This window comes from Paraglaciecola mesophila (assembly GCF_009906955.1).
GTDB classification, from domain to species: domain Bacteria; phylum Pseudomonadota; class Gammaproteobacteria; order Enterobacterales; family Alteromonadaceae; genus Paraglaciecola; species Paraglaciecola mesophila_A.
Genome location: NZ_CP047656.1, coordinates 4,181,862 through 4,198,877, shown reverse-complemented (window position 1 = coordinate 4,198,877; position 17,016 = coordinate 4,181,862). Strand labels below are relative to the sequence as shown.

General features: G+C 43.5%; 16 protein-coding genes. 5 read left to right on the top strand and 11 right to left on the bottom strand.

The window, feature by feature from the left end; translation table 11 throughout:
* Positions 1-69: 69 nt before the first annotated feature.
* The 3 genes from FX988_RS17835 to tkt all read right to left on the bottom strand — a co-directional run bounded on the left by FX988_RS17835 (position 70) and on the right by tkt (position 4,544).
* A complete protein-coding gene (locus FX988_RS17835; RefSeq protein WP_160181439.1) occupies positions 70-1,245 on the bottom strand; it encodes a phosphoglycerate kinase in 1,176 nt (391 codons plus the stop codon).
* 141 nt (positions 1,246-1,386) lie between these two features.
* The gene (gene epd / locus FX988_RS17830) at positions 1,387-2,415 is read right to left on the bottom strand and encodes an erythrose-4-phosphate dehydrogenase (protein WP_160181438.1); all 1,029 of its coding nucleotides are present in this window, start codon (positions 2,413-2,415) and stop codon (positions 1,387-1,389) included.
* A 128-nt stretch (positions 2,416-2,543) separates the two neighbouring features.
* Positions 2,544-4,544 carry a transketolase gene (gene tkt, locus FX988_RS17825; RefSeq protein WP_160181437.1) on the bottom strand — a complete coding sequence of 667 codons (2,001 nt, stop codon included), beginning with the start codon at positions 4,542-4,544 and terminating at the stop codon, positions 2,544-2,546.
* Positions 4,545-4,821: 277 nt separating this feature from the next.
* On the opposite strand from tkt, the gene metK reads away from it, so the two are divergent.
* Positions 4,822-5,973 carry a methionine adenosyltransferase gene (gene metK, locus FX988_RS17820; protein WP_160181436.1) on the top strand — a complete coding sequence of 384 codons (1,152 nt, stop codon included), beginning with the start codon at positions 4,822-4,824 and terminating at the stop codon, positions 5,971-5,973.
* 192 nt (positions 5,974-6,165) lie between these two features.
* On the top strand, positions 6,166-6,975 hold the full coding sequence (locus FX988_RS17815) for a M48 family metallopeptidase (protein WP_160181435.1): 810 nt from the start codon (positions 6,166-6,168) through the stop codon (positions 6,973-6,975).
* Positions 6,976-7,055: 80 nt separating this feature from the next.
* On the opposite strand, the gene FX988_RS17810 is transcribed toward FX988_RS17815, so the two are convergent.
* Complete coding sequence (locus tag FX988_RS17810; RefSeq protein ID WP_160181434.1) at positions 7,056-7,883, bottom strand: mechanosensitive ion channel family protein; 828 nt, start codon at positions 7,881-7,883, stop codon at positions 7,056-7,058.
* A 317-nt stretch (positions 7,884-8,200) separates the two neighbouring features.
* On the opposite strand from FX988_RS17810, the gene FX988_RS21645 reads away from it, so the two are divergent.
* The 3 genes from FX988_RS21645 (at position 8,201) to FX988_RS17800 (ending at position 10,865) form a co-directional block, all read left to right on the top strand.
* A complete protein-coding gene (locus FX988_RS21645; RefSeq protein WP_201751600.1) occupies positions 8,201-8,359 on the top strand; it encodes a hypothetical protein in 159 nt (52 codons plus the stop codon).
* Positions 8,360-8,518: 159 nt separating this feature from the next.
* Positions 8,519-9,247 carry a 16S rRNA (uracil(1498)-N(3))-methyltransferase gene (locus tag FX988_RS17805; protein WP_160181433.1) on the top strand — a complete coding sequence of 243 codons (729 nt, stop codon included), beginning with the start codon at positions 8,519-8,521 and terminating at the stop codon, positions 9,245-9,247.
* A gap of 238 nt (positions 9,248-9,485) precedes the next feature.
* Positions 9,486-10,865 carry a sensor histidine kinase gene (locus FX988_RS17800; protein ID WP_160181432.1) on the top strand — a complete coding sequence of 460 codons (1,380 nt, stop codon included), beginning with the start codon at positions 9,486-9,488 and terminating at the stop codon, positions 10,863-10,865.
* 74 nt (positions 10,866-10,939) lie between these two features.
* Here FX988_RS17800 and FX988_RS17795 read toward each other — a convergent pair whose 3' ends face one another.
* The 7 genes from FX988_RS17795 to FX988_RS17765 form a co-directional block, all read right to left on the bottom strand.
* Entirely contained in the window at positions 10,940-12,028 is a 1,089-nt protein-coding gene (locus FX988_RS17795) for a glutathione S-transferase family protein (protein ID WP_160181431.1), read from the bottom strand.
* A gap of 179 nt (positions 12,029-12,207) precedes the next feature.
* Entirely contained in the window at positions 12,208-13,245 is a 1,038-nt protein-coding gene (locus FX988_RS17790) for an alpha/beta hydrolase (RefSeq protein WP_412761911.1), read from the bottom strand.
* Between the two features lie 139 nt (positions 13,246-13,384).
* On the bottom strand, positions 13,385-14,128 hold the full coding sequence (locus tag FX988_RS17785; protein WP_160181430.1) for a glutathione peroxidase: 744 nt from the start codon (positions 14,126-14,128) through the stop codon (positions 13,385-13,387).
* 152 nt (positions 14,129-14,280) lie between these two features.
* Positions 14,281-14,511, bottom strand: coding sequence for a DNA gyrase inhibitor YacG (yacG, locus tag FX988_RS17780; protein ID WP_160181429.1), 231 nt, complete (start codon positions 14,509-14,511; stop codon positions 14,281-14,283).
* 34 nt (positions 14,512-14,545) lie between these two features.
* A complete protein-coding gene (zapD, locus tag FX988_RS17775; RefSeq protein ID WP_160181428.1) occupies positions 14,546-15,298 on the bottom strand; it encodes a cell division protein ZapD in 753 nt (250 codons plus the stop codon).
* A 134-nt stretch (positions 15,299-15,432) separates the two neighbouring features.
* Positions 15,433-16,047, bottom strand: coding sequence for a dephospho-CoA kinase (gene coaE, locus FX988_RS17770; RefSeq protein ID WP_160181427.1), 615 nt, complete (start codon positions 16,045-16,047; stop codon positions 15,433-15,435).
* Positions 16,044-16,940 (bottom strand): prepilin peptidase, encoded by an 897-nt coding sequence (locus FX988_RS17765; protein ID WP_160181426.1) that lies wholly within the window; start codon positions 16,938-16,940, stop codon positions 16,044-16,046. The genes coaE and FX988_RS17765 overlap by 4 nt, the downstream gene beginning before the upstream one ends.
* Positions 16,941-17,016: the final 76 nt, after the last annotated feature.

Genomic DNA, 17,016 nt, shown 5'->3' with positions numbered 1-17,016 from the left:
CATAACGGCTTGTAGGTTACAAAGGTTAACGGAAGCTTATGCTTCTCTTGTTATGTTTTCGTGAAGGTATTAAGCCCCTCGAGCCTCTAACATAGTGACTGCGGGTAACTCTTTGCCTTCTAAAAATTCTAAAAACGCTCCACCACCTGTGGAGATATACGATATCTTATCTTCGATAGCGTATTTGTCTACTGCTGCTAACGTATCACCACCACCAGCAATAGAAAACGCGTTACTTTGGGCGATAGCCATAGCGATGGCTTTAGTCCCTTCACCAAATTGATCGAACTCAAAGACACCAACCGGACCATTCCACACTATGGTACCTGCATTTTTAATTAAATCTGCAAGTTCAGCTGCGGTTTTAGGACCGATATCAAAAATCATATCATCTTCAGCCACTTCACTTACGTCTTTTAACGTCGCTTGAGCTTGTTCAGAAAACGCTTTACCAGTTACCACGTCAACAGGGACCGGAATATTACCGCCTGCGTCTTTTGCCGCCGCAAGCAAACGATTCGCTTCAGGGATTAAATCCGCTTCATACAGAGACTTACCCACGCTATTACCCGTCGCGGCAATAAAGGTGTTGGCAATACCGCCACCGACGATAAGCTGGTCCACTTTATTTGATAGTGACTCAAGTACCGTTAATTTCGTCGAAACTTTAGAACCGCCAACAATCGCTAGCATAGGACGAGCTGGGTTATGCAGGGCCTTACCAAGCGCTTCAAGTTCGCCTGCTAACAATGGGCCGGCACACGCCACAGGGGCATATTTTCCCGCACCATGGGTTGAAGCTTGAGCACGATGAGCCGTACCAAAAGCATCCATCACATACACGTCGCATAAGGCTGCATACTGTTTAGATAACGCTTCATCGTCCTTCTTTTCGCCTTTATTGAAGCGTACGTTTTCAAGTACCACGAGCTCGCCAGCATTCACTTCAACGCCATCTAAATAATCTTGAGCTAAGGTGACAGAGCAATCTAATACGTCGTTTAGGTAATCAACGACAGGCTGTAATGAAAAATCCTGCTCGAACTGACCTTCAGTTGGGCGTCCTAAATGTGACATGACCATCACTTTTGCACCCGCTTCAAGTGCAAATTTAATGGTATTTAGCGATGCTTTGATACGGGCGTCTGATGTCACTTTCCCGTCTTTTACAGGTACGTTTAGATCTTGACGAATAAGTACTCGTTTCCCTGCTAACTCTAAATCAGTCATGTTGATTATTGACATATTTCCCCCATTTTACGTATTAAACGTGAATTACAAATTAAAAATAACGTGACGAAAGCTTTCATTGGCTAAAGCTTTCATCGGCAAAAGCTTTCTAAAAATAAATACTGGCCTATGTGCCAACATCGCTAAAGCGCTAAGTTAGCCTGCTGTTGCGTTAAGTGCCAATCGGTTCATTACAGTGACGGTATCAATCATACGATTTGAAAACCCCCATTCGTTGTCACACCATACCAGCAACTTTACCAATTGCTTATGACTCACTCGGGTTTGTGTACCATCGACAATGCACGAGTGCGCATCGTGATTAAAATCAACTGACACCAACGGCTCTTCGGTAAAATCTAATATGCCGCTTAAACGCCCATTTTTGGCAGTTTTTAAGGCTTGATTAACCTCTTCTATCGTGACTTTAGCATCAAGCGTGACACTTAAATCCATCGCAGTCACATTGATAGTGGGTACGCGTACGGCTATTGCTTCAAATTTGCCCGCAAACTTGGGCAAAATGCGCTCTATACCCCGAGCTAATTTCGTATCTACAGGAATGATTGACTGGCTGGCTGCTCGCGTACGACGAAGATCAGGATGATAAGCATCTATTACCTGCTGGTCATGCATGGATGAATGAATAGTCGTGATAGTGCCACTGGAAACAGAAAAGGCTTCATCAAGCACCTGAATAACAGGCACGATGCAGTTAGTCGTGCATGAGCCAGCAGACACTATGCTATCACTGGCTTTTAGAGATTCTTCGTTGATCCCCATAATAATGGTTGCATCAACATCTGGCCCGCAGGGCTGCGAGAACAACACCTTTTTCGCCCCTTGAACGATATGCTGTTCACCGTGAGAACGCTCGTTATTAACCCCAGTACACTCCAACACCACATCTATATCAAGCTCGCCCCAAGGCAAATCTTCAATATTGGCCTGTTGCAATAGCGTAATATGATCCCCAGCAACGACCAATTGTTGCTCATCAAGCACAACAGGGAAACGGAAACGCCCATGGGCGGTATCATATTTTAATAAATGCGCGACACCTTCTGGCTCGGCGAGTTCATTGATTGCCACAATTTGAATTTGTTTGTTTTGCCCCGTTTCGTATAACGCACGTAGTACATTGCGACCAATACGACCAAAACCATTAATTGCTACTCGTATCATTTGGCTCTTACTGAAATTTAAACACTCTTAAGCGCTATCTAAAACACTAAAACTGCGTCACTAAAATGACTAAGGCGCTCGAAAGCGCCTTAGATTATAGTTTTATTGTTTCAACTGGAAGCCATTTCCTAACAATTCAACAATCCTTGTGCTTTCTCAGCCACAGCATCAGCCGTGATACCGAAGTGCTTAAGCAGTGCCGCACCGGGTGCAGACTCACCAAAGGTAGACATACCGACTACCGCACCATCGAAACCAACATACTTACTCCAGTAATCTACATGAGCCGCTTCAACCGCTACCCGGGCAGTGACCGCTCTTGGCAATACAGATTCACGATAGGCATCATCTTGCTGGTCAAACACAGAGGTGCTTGGCATAGACACCACGCGCACAGCAACACCTTTGGCGCTAAGTTGCTCAGCGGCGTCCATAGCAACGCCAACTTCAGAGCCCGTACCGATTAGGATAACTTCAGGCGCACCTTCGCAATCTTTCAGGACGTAGCCACCTTTAGCCACGTTCGCCAATTGCTCAGCATTACGCGCTTGGGCAGGCAACCCTTGACGACTAAAGACTAGGGCACTTGGCCCATCTTTGCGTTCTAACGCTGATTTCCATGCAACCGCGGTTTCAGCGCCGTCACAAGGACGCCACGTAGCGAGATTCGGTGTTAAGCGCAAGTTAGCCAATTGCTCGATAGGCTGATGCGTTGGGCCGTCTTCCCCTTGACCAATTGAGTCGTGGGTATATACAAAAATATTAGGAATGCCCATCAATGAAGCCATACGAACCGCATTACGTGCATACTCCATAAACATAAGGAATGTCGCACCAAATGGACGGAAACCACCGTGTAAACCAATACCATTCATGATGCCGCTCATACCGAACTCGCGCACACCATAATATAAGTAATTACCGCTGGCATCGTCAGCTGTCACGCCTTTAGAGTTTGACCAAAGCGTTAAGTTTGAGCCAGCTAAGTCAGCGGAGCCCCCTAAAATTTCTGGCATGATAGCAGCAAATGCTTCAATTGAATTTTGTGACGCCTTACGACTTGCGACATTTTCCGCTTTTTCTTGAGATTGTTCGATGAAAGCTTGGGCTTTTTCAGCAAAATCAGCAGGTAAATCACCGTTTAAGCGACGCGTTAGCTCAGCTGCTAATTCCGGGTGAGCTTTCTCATATGCTGCAAGTTGTTCATTCCAAGCTTGCTCTAACTCAGCACCTGATGCTTTTGCATCCCAACCTGCATAAATGTCTTCTGGAACTTCAAATGCAGCATGTGGCCATTTCAAAAATTCACGAGTAGCGGTAATTTCATCCGCGCCTAAAGGCGAGCCATGTGAATCATGGCTACCTGATTTATTTGGTGAACCGAAACCTATAACCGTTTTACAACAAATCAAGGTAGGTTGAGTGGTATTGGCTTTTGCTGTTTCAACGGCCGCTTTGATCGCTTCAGGATCATGCCCGTCCACATCAGCAATGACGTGCCATCCATAAGATTCAAAACGCGCAGGCGTATTGTCAGTAAACCAGCCTTCTACATGACCATCGATAGAAATGCCGTTGTCATCCCAAAACGCAACCAACTTGCCTAGACCCAAGGTACCGGCAAGAGAACAGGCTTCATGAGAGATACCTTCCATCAAACAACCATCGCCCAAGAAGCAATAAGTGAAATGGTCAACAATATCGAAGTTTTGCTGATTAAATTGCGCAGCCAATACTTTCTCAGCTATCGCCATACCTACCGCGTTGCTTATACCTTGGCCTAGGGGGCCAGTGGTGGTTTCTACACCAGGCGCATAACCATATTCAGGGTGACCTGGCGTTTTTGAATGCAATTGACGGAAATTCTTTAACTCTTCAATCGGTAATTCATAACCCGTTAAATGCAGCAACGAATAAACTAACATCGAACCATGGCCGTTAGACATAATAAAGCGGTCACGGTTAGCCCAATTTGGATTCGCAGGATTGTGCTTTAAAAAATCGTTCCACAATACTTCGGCTATATCTGCCATGCCCATAGGGGCGCCTGGGTGTCCTGAATTAGCCTGTTGTACTGCATCCATACTAAGCGCACGTATTGCGTTAGCGAGTTGTTGACGTGAAGGCATGTGGTCTCCTGATTATTAATGACTGGTTGACGCTCGCTATTAAAAGAATCCATCAAAATGTAAGCTAGCGATCGATAGCGCTACATTCTGGCTTAGGGCTGGCCTAACTGCAACGACAAAACTTAACGAAAGTCCATTTGTGATTGACTTTTTTTATTGGAACGGTTCGTTTACGCCCAGCCGTTTGGACGTCTAGAAGTAAAGACTGGTATTTTTGATCTTATTCAGTAAAATGTCACTATATTCATCAGACCATTTTATTTTATAAGGATCCTACATGACTAAGCATCTTTTTACTTCTGAGTCGGTATCCGAAGGGCACCCAGATAAAATTGCAGATCAAATCTCTGACGCGGTACTTGATGCCATTCTAGCCCAAGATCCCAAAGCTCGGGTTGCTTGCGAAACATACGTAAAAACTGGCATGGTCATGGTAGGCGGTGAAGTCACAACCAATGCATGGGTTGATATCGAAGAACTCACTCGCAATACCGTTCGTGAAATAGGCTACACCCATTCAGATATGGGTTTTGATGCAGATTCATGTGCTGTTTTAAATGCTATCGGCAAGCAATCACCTGACATTAACCAAGGCGTAGATCGCACACGCCCTGAAGATCAAGGCGCTGGAGATCAGGGGTTAATGTTCGGTTACGCCAGTGACGAAACAGACGTATTGATGCCTGCACCTGTAACTTACGCACATCGCTTAGTAAAACGTCAAGCTGAAATCCGTAAAAACGGTCAACTAGATTGGTTGCGTCCTGACGCAAAGAGTCAAGTTACCTTCGTTTACGAAGACAACGTACCTGTCGGCATCGATGCGGTTGTACTATCAACTCAGCATTGTGATTCTGTTAGTACTGAGCAGTTACGTGAAGCCGTCATGGAAGAAATCATTAAGCCCGTCTTACCCGCTAAATGGCTCACAGCACAAACAAAATACTTTATTAATCCTACGGGTCGATTCGTGATTGGTGGCCCAATGGGTGACTGTGGCCTGACGGGACGTAAAATTATTGTTGATACATACGGCGGTATGGCGCGTCATGGCGGCGGTGCGTTTTCGGGTAAGGATCCATCAAAAGTAGACCGTAGCGCTGCTTATGCCGGACGCTATGTAGCGAAAAACATAGTCGCAGCGGGTCTAGCAAAACGTTGTGAAATTCAAATTTCTTATGCTATTGGGGTAGCAGAGCCCACTTCGATCAACGTTGAAACCTTTGGAACGGCTCAAGTATCAGATGAAGCTTTGACAGCATTGGTACGCGAGCACTTTGAGCTTCGTCCTTACGGTTTAATCAAAATGCTTGATTTAGAGCGCCCTATTTACCAAGCTACTGCTGCCTATGGCCACTTTGGCCGCGAAGAGTTTCCTTGGGAAAAAACCGACAAGGCCGAGGCCTTGCGTGCAGCTGCTAATTTGTAGTGAAAAGAGGTATTTGCTGATAGCAATTCAGCATTAATCCAAATAGCCAGAAAAACGTATCACGCTAGTGCTGATACGTTTTTTTTTGCTCTAAGAGCTTCATGAGTTACTCGAGAGGGGCTATTAACCCAAGCGACATAACAAGGTAGTATCACACTTATTCCATTTACATTAATTTACAGGAAGTACGCTATGACATATTCGTTAAATAAAGTACTCACCACTGTCTGTGTATCCACATTACTATTAACGAGCTGTGCTAAATCACCATTAGGGCGCAACCAACTCAAGCTGTATTCGTCTGATCAGTTAGCCAATATGGGCCAACAAACCTTTGATGGTATGAAATCAGAGCAAAAAGTATCGAAAACCCCAGTCACTAATCAGTTCGTATCCTGTGTGGCCGATGCCATTACCAAGCACGTGCCTCAATCTGTGTTTTCTGGTGAATGGGAGCTGGTGGTATTTGACGAGCCACAGGTCAACGCTTTTGCGCTTCCAGGGGGTAAAATTGGCGTTTATACCGGATTACTCGACGTGGCAGAAAACCAAGATCAGTTGGCTGCGGTTATCGGACATGAAATCGGCCATGTTATCGCTGAGCACGGTAATGAGCGCATGTCTAGTAGTACCTTGATTGGCATAGGTATGGAAGCAACTAATCAGTTACTGCAAGCCAATCAAATTGCCAATAACAATATGATCATGGCAGCCATTGGCATGGGTGTACAAGTAGGGGTTCAATTACCTTTTAGCCGGACGCACGAAACCGAAGCAGACTTGATTGGTTTACAGTTAATGGCAAAATCAGGCTTTAATCCCCAGCAATCAGTCAATTTGTGGGAAAACATGGACAAAGCTAGCGGCGATAACCGTCAAGCAGAAATCTTATCAACCCACCCTGCTCCGCAAAGCAGAATAGAAAAGTTAAGTGAAAACATGGCACCCGCTTTGGCAATGTACCGCCAGACGAGTGAACGACCACAGTGTAAAAAGTCCTAGTGTTTGCATTGCCTAAACACTTAGCAACACACATAAAAAAATGCCGCTGGATAAGCGGCATTTTTTTATGTCATAGACGCTTATTCTGCGTCTTTGTGAAGATGCACATCCATTTGCGGGAATGGAATAGAGATACCTTCTTGGTCGAAGCGAAGTTTAACCGCTTCAGTAAAGTCGAATTTAACTGCCCAGAAATCTGCTGATTTCACCCAAGGGCGTACGACAAAATTAACACTGCTATCAGCAAGCTCAGCAACGGCAATTGTCGGCGCTGGGTCCTGAAGTATGCGAGAGTCTGCTGCGGCTAGTTCTTTTAACACTTCTTTAGCGCGCTTAAGATCGGCGTCGTAACCAATACCCACTACCATATCAACACGGCGTGTTTCTTTCGCAGAGTAATTAGTGATAGTGCCACTATAAATTTGCCCATTAGGTACGATAATTTCTTTATTATCACCACTGGTCATAATAGTCGTGAAGATACTGATGCTTTTAACTACACCAGCTGCACCGCCCGCTTCAACAAAGTCACCTGCTTTAAATGGACGAAATACCAATAACATCACGCCAGCAGCGAAGTTTTGTAATGAACCTTGTAAAGATAAACCAATGGCTAAACCAGCGGCACCTAAAATGGCGACAAGAGACGTTGTATCAACACCTAGTTCATTTAACGATGCGATGATAACGAACAGCATGAGTATCGCGTTCAATATCGCTTTGATAAAGTCAACCAACATATCGTCATATTTAGAACGCTGCATTATCTTACCGAACACGTTAATAATAATGCCAACAACTATTTTACCCACGATATAAATTAAGATAGCCATTACGATATTAATTCCCCAAGGAATTACGTAAGTGTCCATCATTTGGGACATCTGTTCTGAGTCAAATTCAAACATGTATTTCTCCATTTGTTTCATTATTTTTCAATGGCTACTCCGATTCCTCTAGCCACCACACCTAGCATAACTGCCCAGGTATTATTCAATATTACATATCGATTAAATAACACTTATTCAGTGTTTTTTAAGCAGGCTTAATATACCTGTAATTTTAAATAATTATATTGTTTTTGTTTACAACTTTTGGTTACTACCCTTTAGTTGTAAACGTTTAATGAAATATGCTCGTCTTTTTTGAACATGCTCTAACGTTGATGATATACTCATCAGGTCGATTCGATCGACTAGGCATAATATTTTTAAAGGAATTGAAAATGATGCTACTCGTAATACTTGCGACAACCGTGGCAGCTCTTTTAGCTTATTCGTTATTTAAAGATACGGGTAAGAATACAAAATATGCACGCAAAGGAGCTAACGCCATAGCTCAGACGTCGTCTTTAGGGGCTGGTGAAGTTGCAGAAGTAAACTAAATTAAATACTCGATAGGCGTGAACCTCCTATCGAGTATTGTTCTCACGATATCCCTACACTTAGCTCCCTATTAAATTACAGTGTTCCTGTCTCCACACACTTCCCTCACACAAAGACTCCTTGATACTATAGGCGCAAACTGACTAACTGTTTGAACTATGCGAATTTCAAGAATTTACCACCCTGGCACTCTGCACTCAGATCAAGAACTGGAATTAACACCCGATGCCAGTAACCACGTTGCTAACGTTTTACGCTCAAAAGTCGGTCAACCCGTTGTACTCTTTAATGGCGATGGCAATGAATACAGCGGTGAATTTATTGATGTTTCAAAGCGAAAAGTGCGAGTGCAAATTGACGCAAAACTCAGCATGAGCCTTGAGTCCCCATTAAGTATCCATTTAGGGCAAGGTGTTTCACGGGGCGATAGAATGGATTTAGTGCTGCAAAAGTCAGTTGAACTCGGAGTAGCAGAAATAACACCACTTATCACCGAGCGCTGCGGCGTAAAGCTAGACCCACAACGCTGGCAAAAAAAACATGCCCAGTGGCAAAAAATTATCATCGCTGCATGTGAACAGTGCGGACGAAATGTTATCCCGACCCTGCACATGCCCACTGAATTTCAAAACTGGATAAATCAATCCACTCCAGCGCTACGCTTAACACTGCACCCTAGAGCCGAAAAGAGCTTTCGTCATATGGCAGTAGGAAATGACGGCGTGAGGCTGCTTATTGGCCCAGAAGGAGGTTTTTCAGATCAAGAGTTGTACCAAACAGAGCAAGGTGGATTCCATACGGTACAAATAGGGCCACGCGTATTGCGAACAGAAACTGCGGCGATCACCGCGATTAGCGTCCTTCAAGCGATTTATGGCGACTTGTAACCATTAACACTTTCTTTACTTGAGGCATTAATGTGCTATTTTAATGTGCTATTTTGAGCGTTCCAGACGCGATGAAAGTACGTTAAATGGCAATACAAAAAACAATGTGCATTGGCTATGCACTTTAAATCAAAGAGGTTTAGGCTGTCGATCTGCACGTAGATTGCCTTCGATGTAAAAACCCAGATATTGAGGTAAAGTAACGTGATGAAGCATGTAACGATTAGAGCGCATAATTTTGGCGACTGATATCTTCAAATCACAAGTGCTCGATGCCCTTCTGTCTAAAAGCTCATCTGGTGTAAGTAGCTTGGTCATCTTGCTGCAAGACACCCTAGAGTCGCAATACACTGTGTTATGGCGCACAGAACAATACGTTAGTGTGTCAGTTGAACTCGCTATAACAACTCCCCCTAGACTAATCGACGCTATTTTGGCGTTAAACGATACCCAAGCGAAAAGTGCGCCTCATTGCGTGCTTAAACACAGGCGCAGTGAACTAACAACGAAAATAAGCCAAAATGCAGATTGGGCCCAACTGCATAGCTGTGCAACTGATTTAGCCATTGAAAACTGTTTAGCACTGCCAATTACAGACAACGTACAAAGCGTACTGGGCGTGGTTACCCTATTTAACATCGTACGCACAGAACTGACAGAGCAACAACAAAAACGTATAGAGATACTGTGTTCTGCTCTTTCTCAGTTACTTCAGCAAGCTTCCTCTGAGCGACAATTAAAATCACTGCAGGATGCCCATAACGCTCGCGCTGCTGAGCAAAGAGTTGAACTGAATGAATCGAACTTATTGCTCAAAAAAGCCATTACTCAACGCAATCGCATTCAAGAACAATTAGTTGAAATGGAAAGCATGGCCGCGTTAACCACTATGCTATCTAGCTTAACCCATGAGATGAACACGCCTTTAGGGGCTGCCATCACTGCCACTTCGCATTTGCAGGCATTGAGCACTCTATCTGAGTCGAAATTTGAAAATAGCAATCTTAAAAAGTCTGATTTGAAAAAGCTTTACCAAGAAACAACAGACTCGCTTGCTATCGTACAGCGCAATGTATTGCGCGCAGATCAACTCATGCGTAATTTCGAGCAGCTAGTTAAAGATCAGCATTATCACACTTCTCGTGAGGTAAATCTTTGCCATTATATGACAGAGGTATTGTTGTCCCTAAAACCAAAACTAAAAACGACCCAGCACCGATTTTGTTTAGATGTTCCCAGTGATTTAACGCTAGTGTGTCACCCAGGCGCAATTGGCCAAGTATTAACACATTTAATTTTAAACTCGATTGAACATGCATTCACAAACGATCAGGCTGGAAAAATCAGTATTCAAGCATACAAAACACAGGTTGATTCTGGCGCTTCTTTGACCATTATTTATTCAGATAATGGGCAAGGTATGGAGCCAGAGCGTATCGCTAATCTGTATAAGCCGTTTTTCAGCTTAGTTAACGGAAGTAGCGAAAATGGATTAGGTATGCATATTTGCTACAACATAGTAGTAAAGCTGCTAAAAGGTACGATTGATTGCCACTCTTCAGCAAATAATGGTGTGCATTTTGAAATTAATGTTCCATTAAATACCAATCCGCATTAATAAGTGACCGCCTCAGAATGCGTCCAGCGGTTTTTGATTAAGGCGTCGCTATGTAGAAATGGTATAACACACCTTTAAGCAAAAACGAGCTTGTTATTCACCATTGCAACTCTGACCTGTACGTTCATTTGTATATATTGCTTGCCGCCCACCCTATCTAACAAAGCCAGAGATCTTTCTTTGTCATCTTCATTAAATTGTTGGAATGTGTCTAACACCCTTTGCAACTTGTACTGATGAAAACTAGCTATTGCTCGTTGCGCTGAAACCCCGTCAAAATTAAAGCTGTGTTGCCCGATACTACGAGGAATCAATTGTTCATCACAATGGGTTGCTCGCCACTCACTCAGTTTACTCGCTGTATCACTTAGTACGGGCCATTGTTGATCAAACATATTTTGCAGCAAAGGCAACAAAGTATCAGGAATATCATCGTCAGTGATAAACTCCCCTAACTGCACATTTGTTTGATTCATTCGCTCAACCCAAGCCACTACATGGGGTGCTTTACGTTGCATTACCTTGCCTGGAGCAGGATCTCGATATAAGTGAGCGTATAACGGCCCCATTAATGCAAAATCCCCGACACACGGGCGACTGCCCAATAAATAGTCATGTACAGCAAAATGGCGATTCAAATGATGCAATACGGTGTTTTCATACCAGTTCTCTATGCTGGGAATGGTTTGAGACGTGATACCTAATATAGGAACAAAACCACTGAATTTTTTCGCCAATTTTTTACCAAAATACGCCCGAATAAAACGAGGAAATTTAGGGGCGACCACTTGGCCAAATTCTTGATAGATAAAGGGGAAGTTATCTTTATTCCAGCGATAATGCATTGCTGGGATAACCAACCATTCGTCACTCCATAAAGCAAATAATTCACTGACTAACTTCTGTGTAGAGCCGGGTGGAATAACCGTTCTTTGTGGATTATGTATTTCTAAATATTCGATAATACGTGCGGTATCTTGTAGGTATTGGCCGTGAGGTGTTTTCACAACGGGGATAAAGGTTACACCTGTATTAGGACGTATTATTTTTTTATAAACACCAATAGTGGATAGCACCTCTTTGAAAGGCAGTTGCTTAAAACGTAAATAAGCGCGAATTTTTCCCGTATAAAGAGACACTTCAGAGCCATACAAAGTATACATATTCAATTACCCACAAAAAATGAAGGTAGTAGATTAATACGTAACAGAAACAGCCATTATTTTGTTCATTGATAGTAAAATATAACTATTCCTTGCGCATGTACTTTAAATCAAAGTGCGTCTCCCTGTAATGGGGATCATCTGGGTAAAGGACGGCACTTCGCCACGCCAAACAAAAGTTAATGTTGTCGAATAAACGCGTTCATGGCTTCAAGCATTTCTGCATGCTGAGGGTTCGCACTTGGAATACTGCAAGGTAAAATCTCAGCCACTTGGCTTTCATCAAAATTCATCTGTTTAATTTGTGCTTCATTTACCACAACGTCGGCATGACACACAGCAAACTTTTTATCCACAAGAAACAAGGTATTCTCCCCTTTATTGTATGCCATTAACTCTTTGACACCAGAAATAGGTGTAGTGTTATCAGCTTCAGAGTGCGCCGCGAAAATGGCAATATCTAGCGGTTTTTGCTGCTTCATCAAATCACGTACCGAGAATATGACGTCGGTCAACTGAAATGCTGAATAACGCGCCACACTGGGATACTTAAATGGGTTAGGGCCAATCGATTGATAATCCCCATCTAATGTTTTGGCTAACCACTTGATCCCCCAAATGCTTGCCATGGTTTCTACGCTTGAGTCTAGGGCCAGCGCACCTGAAAAAAGCAATAACCCTTTCACTTCCCCCGGATGTTCTAGAATGTATTGTGCAGACAAGGCCCCACCAGTTGAAAAGCCCCCTAAATACAACTGCTCGCCAAACTCAGGAGCCAGAGCAATCATTTCTTGTACGTTGTTGCGCCAACGCATCGCCAATTCTGGATCTTGCATATCTTGGTCCGCATTTTTTTTACCATGTCCTGGTAAAAGTGCGACTAAAACGTTGTAGCCTTGGCTATGTATAGCTTGTGCCACTGTTGTTAGAAAAAAAGGTGAATCACTCAGGCCATGAAAAAGCACGAATACTTTTTGTGTTTTATGAGCGTGATGCAGCACAAAGGGAGCGTTCCCTTCGTTTTTCAATTGACTCGAGCAGGTAGCATGACGCGATTCGGTTTGAGATTGACAGCTCACTACGTCACCGAGCTCAGTCTGATACAAGTGATCAAATTGAGTTAAACCAGTGTCGAGCGAGGTATCCGCATGGGACGCGAACGAAGCGCTAATGATGACGGTTAAAAGGGGTAAAAATACTGAATGAATCAATCTCATAGGGTACACGTCTGAGCAGTTAGTCTTAGACGTATCATATCTGGCTGCGCCAATGATTGCTATGACGGGTATTCCAGCACAGTGCTATCAAAAAAGGGCTAACAAAGTTAGCCCTTTAAAACGCTATTTAATAATAAAATTATTTATTAAGAAACGTAGCTAGATCATCACTGCCACCAATGTGTTGGCCATTAATAAAGACCTGTGGCCAAGTATCATTGCCGGAAATCGCTTTCATACCTGTGAAAGTGATCTCTTTACCCATGACGAGCTCTTCAAACTCATAGCCTTTTTCCGTTAGCAATGCTTTGGCTTTGGTACAGAACGGGCAGCCTGGCTTGGTAAAAATTGCCGCTGGTGCTGGTTTCGTTGCATTAGGCGCAATGTATTCCAGCATAGTATCAGCATCAGATACTTCAAACGGGTCACCCGGTAAATCAGGCTCAATAAACATTTTGTCTACTACACCGTCTTTTACCAACATAGAATAACGCCAGCTACGCTTGCCGAAACCAAGGTCCGCTTTATCTACTAATAAACCCATACCATCGGTAAACTCACAGTTACCATCAGGCAACAAGCTAATGTTTTGTGCTTCTTGGTCTTGTGCCCAAGCATTCATAACAAAGGTATCGTTTACCGAAACACATACGATTTCATCAACGCCATTGGCTTTAAATACTTTCGCAAGTTCATTGTAACGCGGTAAATGTGTTGAAGAACACGTTGGCGTAAACGCACCTGGAAGTGAGAATACTACGACAGTTTTACCAGAAAAAATTTCATCTGTAGTGCGTTTTTCCCATTCGTCATTCACGCGAATTGGGAAAGTCACATCAGGGACACGTTGACCTGTTTTATCTGCAAAGTTTGGATTAGACATAATATCTCCAGTTGGTTAAAGGGTTAATCATTTTGATGGTGCTAATATAGCTCAGCTGATTAAATATAAAAAACAATTAAAATCTATCGATGAAATCTAATAAAACGATTAAGAGCAATGCGCCCTCTCTCACCGATATACTTTGCCAGGCATCACTGTTTAAAAAAGTCATCCCCTTGCTCACTGAGCATCGCTTCAATCTCTTCTATATCAGGTAACTGTGACATTTCTGCGTCTTTCGACGGACCACAAGGGATCGCTTTTTGTTCATCAGCCCACTCACCTAGATCAATAAGTTGACATTTCTTACTGCAAAAAGGCCTAAATGGACTTGTTTCATTCCACTCAACAGATGTTTTACAAGACGGGCAATTGACTTTCATCACCAGCTCCTTTTTTCAACACGTAAACGAATAACTAACAACAGGCTAACTTACAGGTCACCTGTTCATCAACTGTGGTGCCACCTTGCATATTTGGCGTGAACAACATGAAGCGAATGGCGTAGCGGTATTTGTTGCCGCTTAACATAGGATAGTAACCTTGGTCTGTGGCACTTATCACCCGAATCAGCTCGTTCTTGTCATCTGCGATACCTTGATAAAACCCTTTAGCTGCTTCTATCGTGTTAAAGCGCCCTCGTTCACGTAAAAATGCCAAAATGATTTGTAAACCTCGGTCAATCAAATCAATCTCAGACATCCACCCTTTAATATCATTTTGAATACGCTCGTGAGGTTGTTGTAACCAGTAATGCAGGCTGGGTAAATCAAAACTGCACGTTCCGCCAGGTATCGCAAAGCGCTGACGAATAGCCGCTAAAAATCGATCTTCCTTAAGATCGGCACCAAATTTTTTGGCGCTTTTAAGCTCTTCGCGCAGCCGAAGAATTTGTTGCAGCGCAGATTGCAACGCATCATTATCAATATTCGGATGTTGAGACCATAACACTAAGTTTTTCTCATGCGCTTCAATATCTTTCAATACATCAGTGCGTAAATCCAAGCGTTCGAGCAAATCTAGTAAGGTGAACAACGAAGATAAAAAATGGATGTATTGCCAATTTTCGGTGGCTTGTTTCACCTGATTTAATTGTTGAAAAAGTTGCTCTAGGCGCAGGTATGTTCTGACCTTTTCGTTGAGCGGAAATTCATAAATAGCTTGGGGCATCACTCTCTCAAAAAGTTATGTGAATAAAGGTAAGCGAAACGACACTAACAATTTGACAACTAAATAGGCAAATTGTTTAGTTTTAGATTTAACCTATCGACACTGCTAAATAGACGTAGTTTATAAGCGTTAAATCAAGACTGGGCGACAGCGTTGGCAAATTGTAAATAACGCTGATGAAGCGCTAGCACTTGTTTGCTCAACTCACTTTCGTTACCACTATTATCTATCACGTCATCAGCAACCTCAAGTCGTTGTTGACGGCTCGCTTGCGATGCCATAATAGATTTTATTAGTGCTTCTTCTGCTTTGTCTCGCGCCATGCTTCGGGTCACTTGAGTCGACTCGGGCACATCGACGATTAAAACGCGGTCGACATTTTTGTAACTACCGTTTTCAACCAGTAATGGAACGCTCAACATACAATAAGCTGACGTAGCATCCATGGTCTGACGCAACGTTTCTTGCCTAATCAAAGGATGCAATAAGGCGTTTAACCAACTTTTGGCCTGCTCATCACTGAAGATAATTTCTCGCAATGCTCGCCTATTCAAACATTGGCCTTGATCCAATATCCCTGAGCCAAACTTTTCGACAATCGCACGCAGGCCCTTAGTCCCTGGGGCAACAACGTCTCTAGAAATTACATCTGCATCGATGATATCTACATTTAGTTTGGCGAATGCATTGGTCACGGTTGTTTTGCCACTACCAATACCACCACTCACGCCCACAACAAACTGACTCATAATCCTACCCACTGCCAATATTGGCTCGAAATCCAATCCCCGTAAAGCAAGGTCAACCACCCCGCAATCGCTAAATAAGGACCGAACGGGATCGCCTGCCCTTTATCCTTGCCCTGCAAACTCAATATACTTATGCCGATAATTGCCCCAACCAGAGAGGACATTAACACCACAATCGCTAAATACTGCCAACCCATCCACGCGCCCAGTGCAGCCAGCAACTTAAAGTCACCATAGCCCATGCCCTCTTTGCCCGTAAGTAGCTTAAACGCCCAGTACACAGACCAAAGACTCAAGTACCCAACACTTGCCCCAATGATAGAGTCGGCAGTGGTTACGGCAGGATTCACTATACTAAACAGTAACCCCATCCACAGTAGCGGTAAGGTAAGTTGGTCCGGCAATAGCATGGTATCGATATCGATAAAAATCAGCGCCACTAAGATCCAAGTCATCACAATGCCCGCTAGCGCAGACCAAGAATAGCCAAAGTGCCAAGCAATCCATACTGAGCAAAGCGCTGTACCCAGTTCGATAAGCGGGTAACGAATAGAAATAGCATTTTTACATTGACTGCATTTTCCTCGCAGCAGCAGCCAACTTATTACTGGGATATTTTCCCACGCACGAATTTTATGCTGGCACTTAGGACAGGTAGAGTCAGGTTTAATCAGGTTAAAGGGGGTTGACTCAGGCTGGTCAGTGTTCGAGCCTAACGTAGATACATCCGTTTCAAAATGCGCTTGAAAGTCCGCTTTCCAGCTTCGTTCCATCATAACGGGTAAACGATAGATCACGACGTTCAAAAAGCTGCCTACCATCAAACTGACGATGAACACAAAACTGAGAAAAAATAGTGGCGAGTCAGCCATCAGCTGAAAAATAGCATCCATTACACAAAGCTTTTAAAGGCAATTAATGTGGGCTAGCTTGCCAGAAAAGATCATACGAAACTAGGCTTTAGGGTAC

Excerpts from the sequence above, each read along its gene's own strand:
- FX988_RS17835 (WP_160181439.1), bottom strand. The coding sequence starts at position 1,245 with ATGTCAATAATCAACATGACTGATTTAGAGTTAGCAGGGAAACGAGTA.
- epd (WP_160181438.1), bottom strand. The coding sequence starts at position 2,415 with ATGATACGAGTAGCAATTAATGGTTTTGGTCGTATTGGTCGCAATGTA.
- tkt (WP_160181437.1), bottom strand. The coding sequence starts at position 4,544 with ATGCCTTCACGTCAACAACTCGCTAACGCAATACGTGCGCTTAGTATG.
- metK (WP_160181436.1), top strand. The coding sequence starts at position 4,822 with ATGACTAAGCATCTTTTTACTTCTGAGTCGGTATCCGAAGGGCACCCA.
- FX988_RS17815 (WP_160181435.1), top strand. The coding sequence starts at position 6,166 with ATGACATATTCGTTAAATAAAGTACTCACCACTGTCTGTGTATCCACA.
- FX988_RS17810 (WP_160181434.1), bottom strand. The coding sequence starts at position 7,883 with ATGTTTGAATTTGACTCAGAACAGATGTCCCAAATGATGGACACTTAC.
- FX988_RS21645 (WP_201751600.1), top strand. The coding sequence starts at position 8,201 with ATGATGCTACTCGTAATACTTGCGACAACCGTGGCAGCTCTTTTAGCT.
- FX988_RS17805 (WP_160181433.1), top strand. The coding sequence starts at position 8,519 with ATGCGAATTTCAAGAATTTACCACCCTGGCACTCTGCACTCAGATCAA.
- FX988_RS17795 (WP_160181431.1), bottom strand. The coding sequence starts at position 12,028 with ATGTATACTTTGTATGGCTCTGAAGTGTCTCTTTATACGGGAAAAATT.
- FX988_RS17790 (WP_412761911.1), bottom strand. The coding sequence starts at position 13,245 with ATGAGATTGATTCATTCAGTATTTTTACCCCTTTTAACCGTCATCATT.
- FX988_RS17785 (WP_160181430.1), bottom strand. The coding sequence starts at position 14,128 with ATGTCTAATCCAAACTTTGCAGATAAAACAGGTCAACGTGTCCCTGAT.
- yacG (WP_160181429.1), bottom strand. The coding sequence starts at position 14,511 with ATGAAAGTCAATTGCCCGTCTTGTAAAACATCTGTTGAGTGGAATGAA.
- zapD (WP_160181428.1), bottom strand. The coding sequence starts at position 15,298 with ATGCCCCAAGCTATTTATGAATTTCCGCTCAACGAAAAGGTCAGAACA.
- coaE (WP_160181427.1), bottom strand. The coding sequence starts at position 16,047 with ATGAGTCAGTTTGTTGTGGGCGTGAGTGGTGGTATTGGTAGTGGCAAA.
- FX988_RS17765 (WP_160181426.1), bottom strand. The coding sequence starts at position 16,940 with ATGGATGCTATTTTTCAGCTGATGGCTGACTCGCCACTATTTTTTCTC.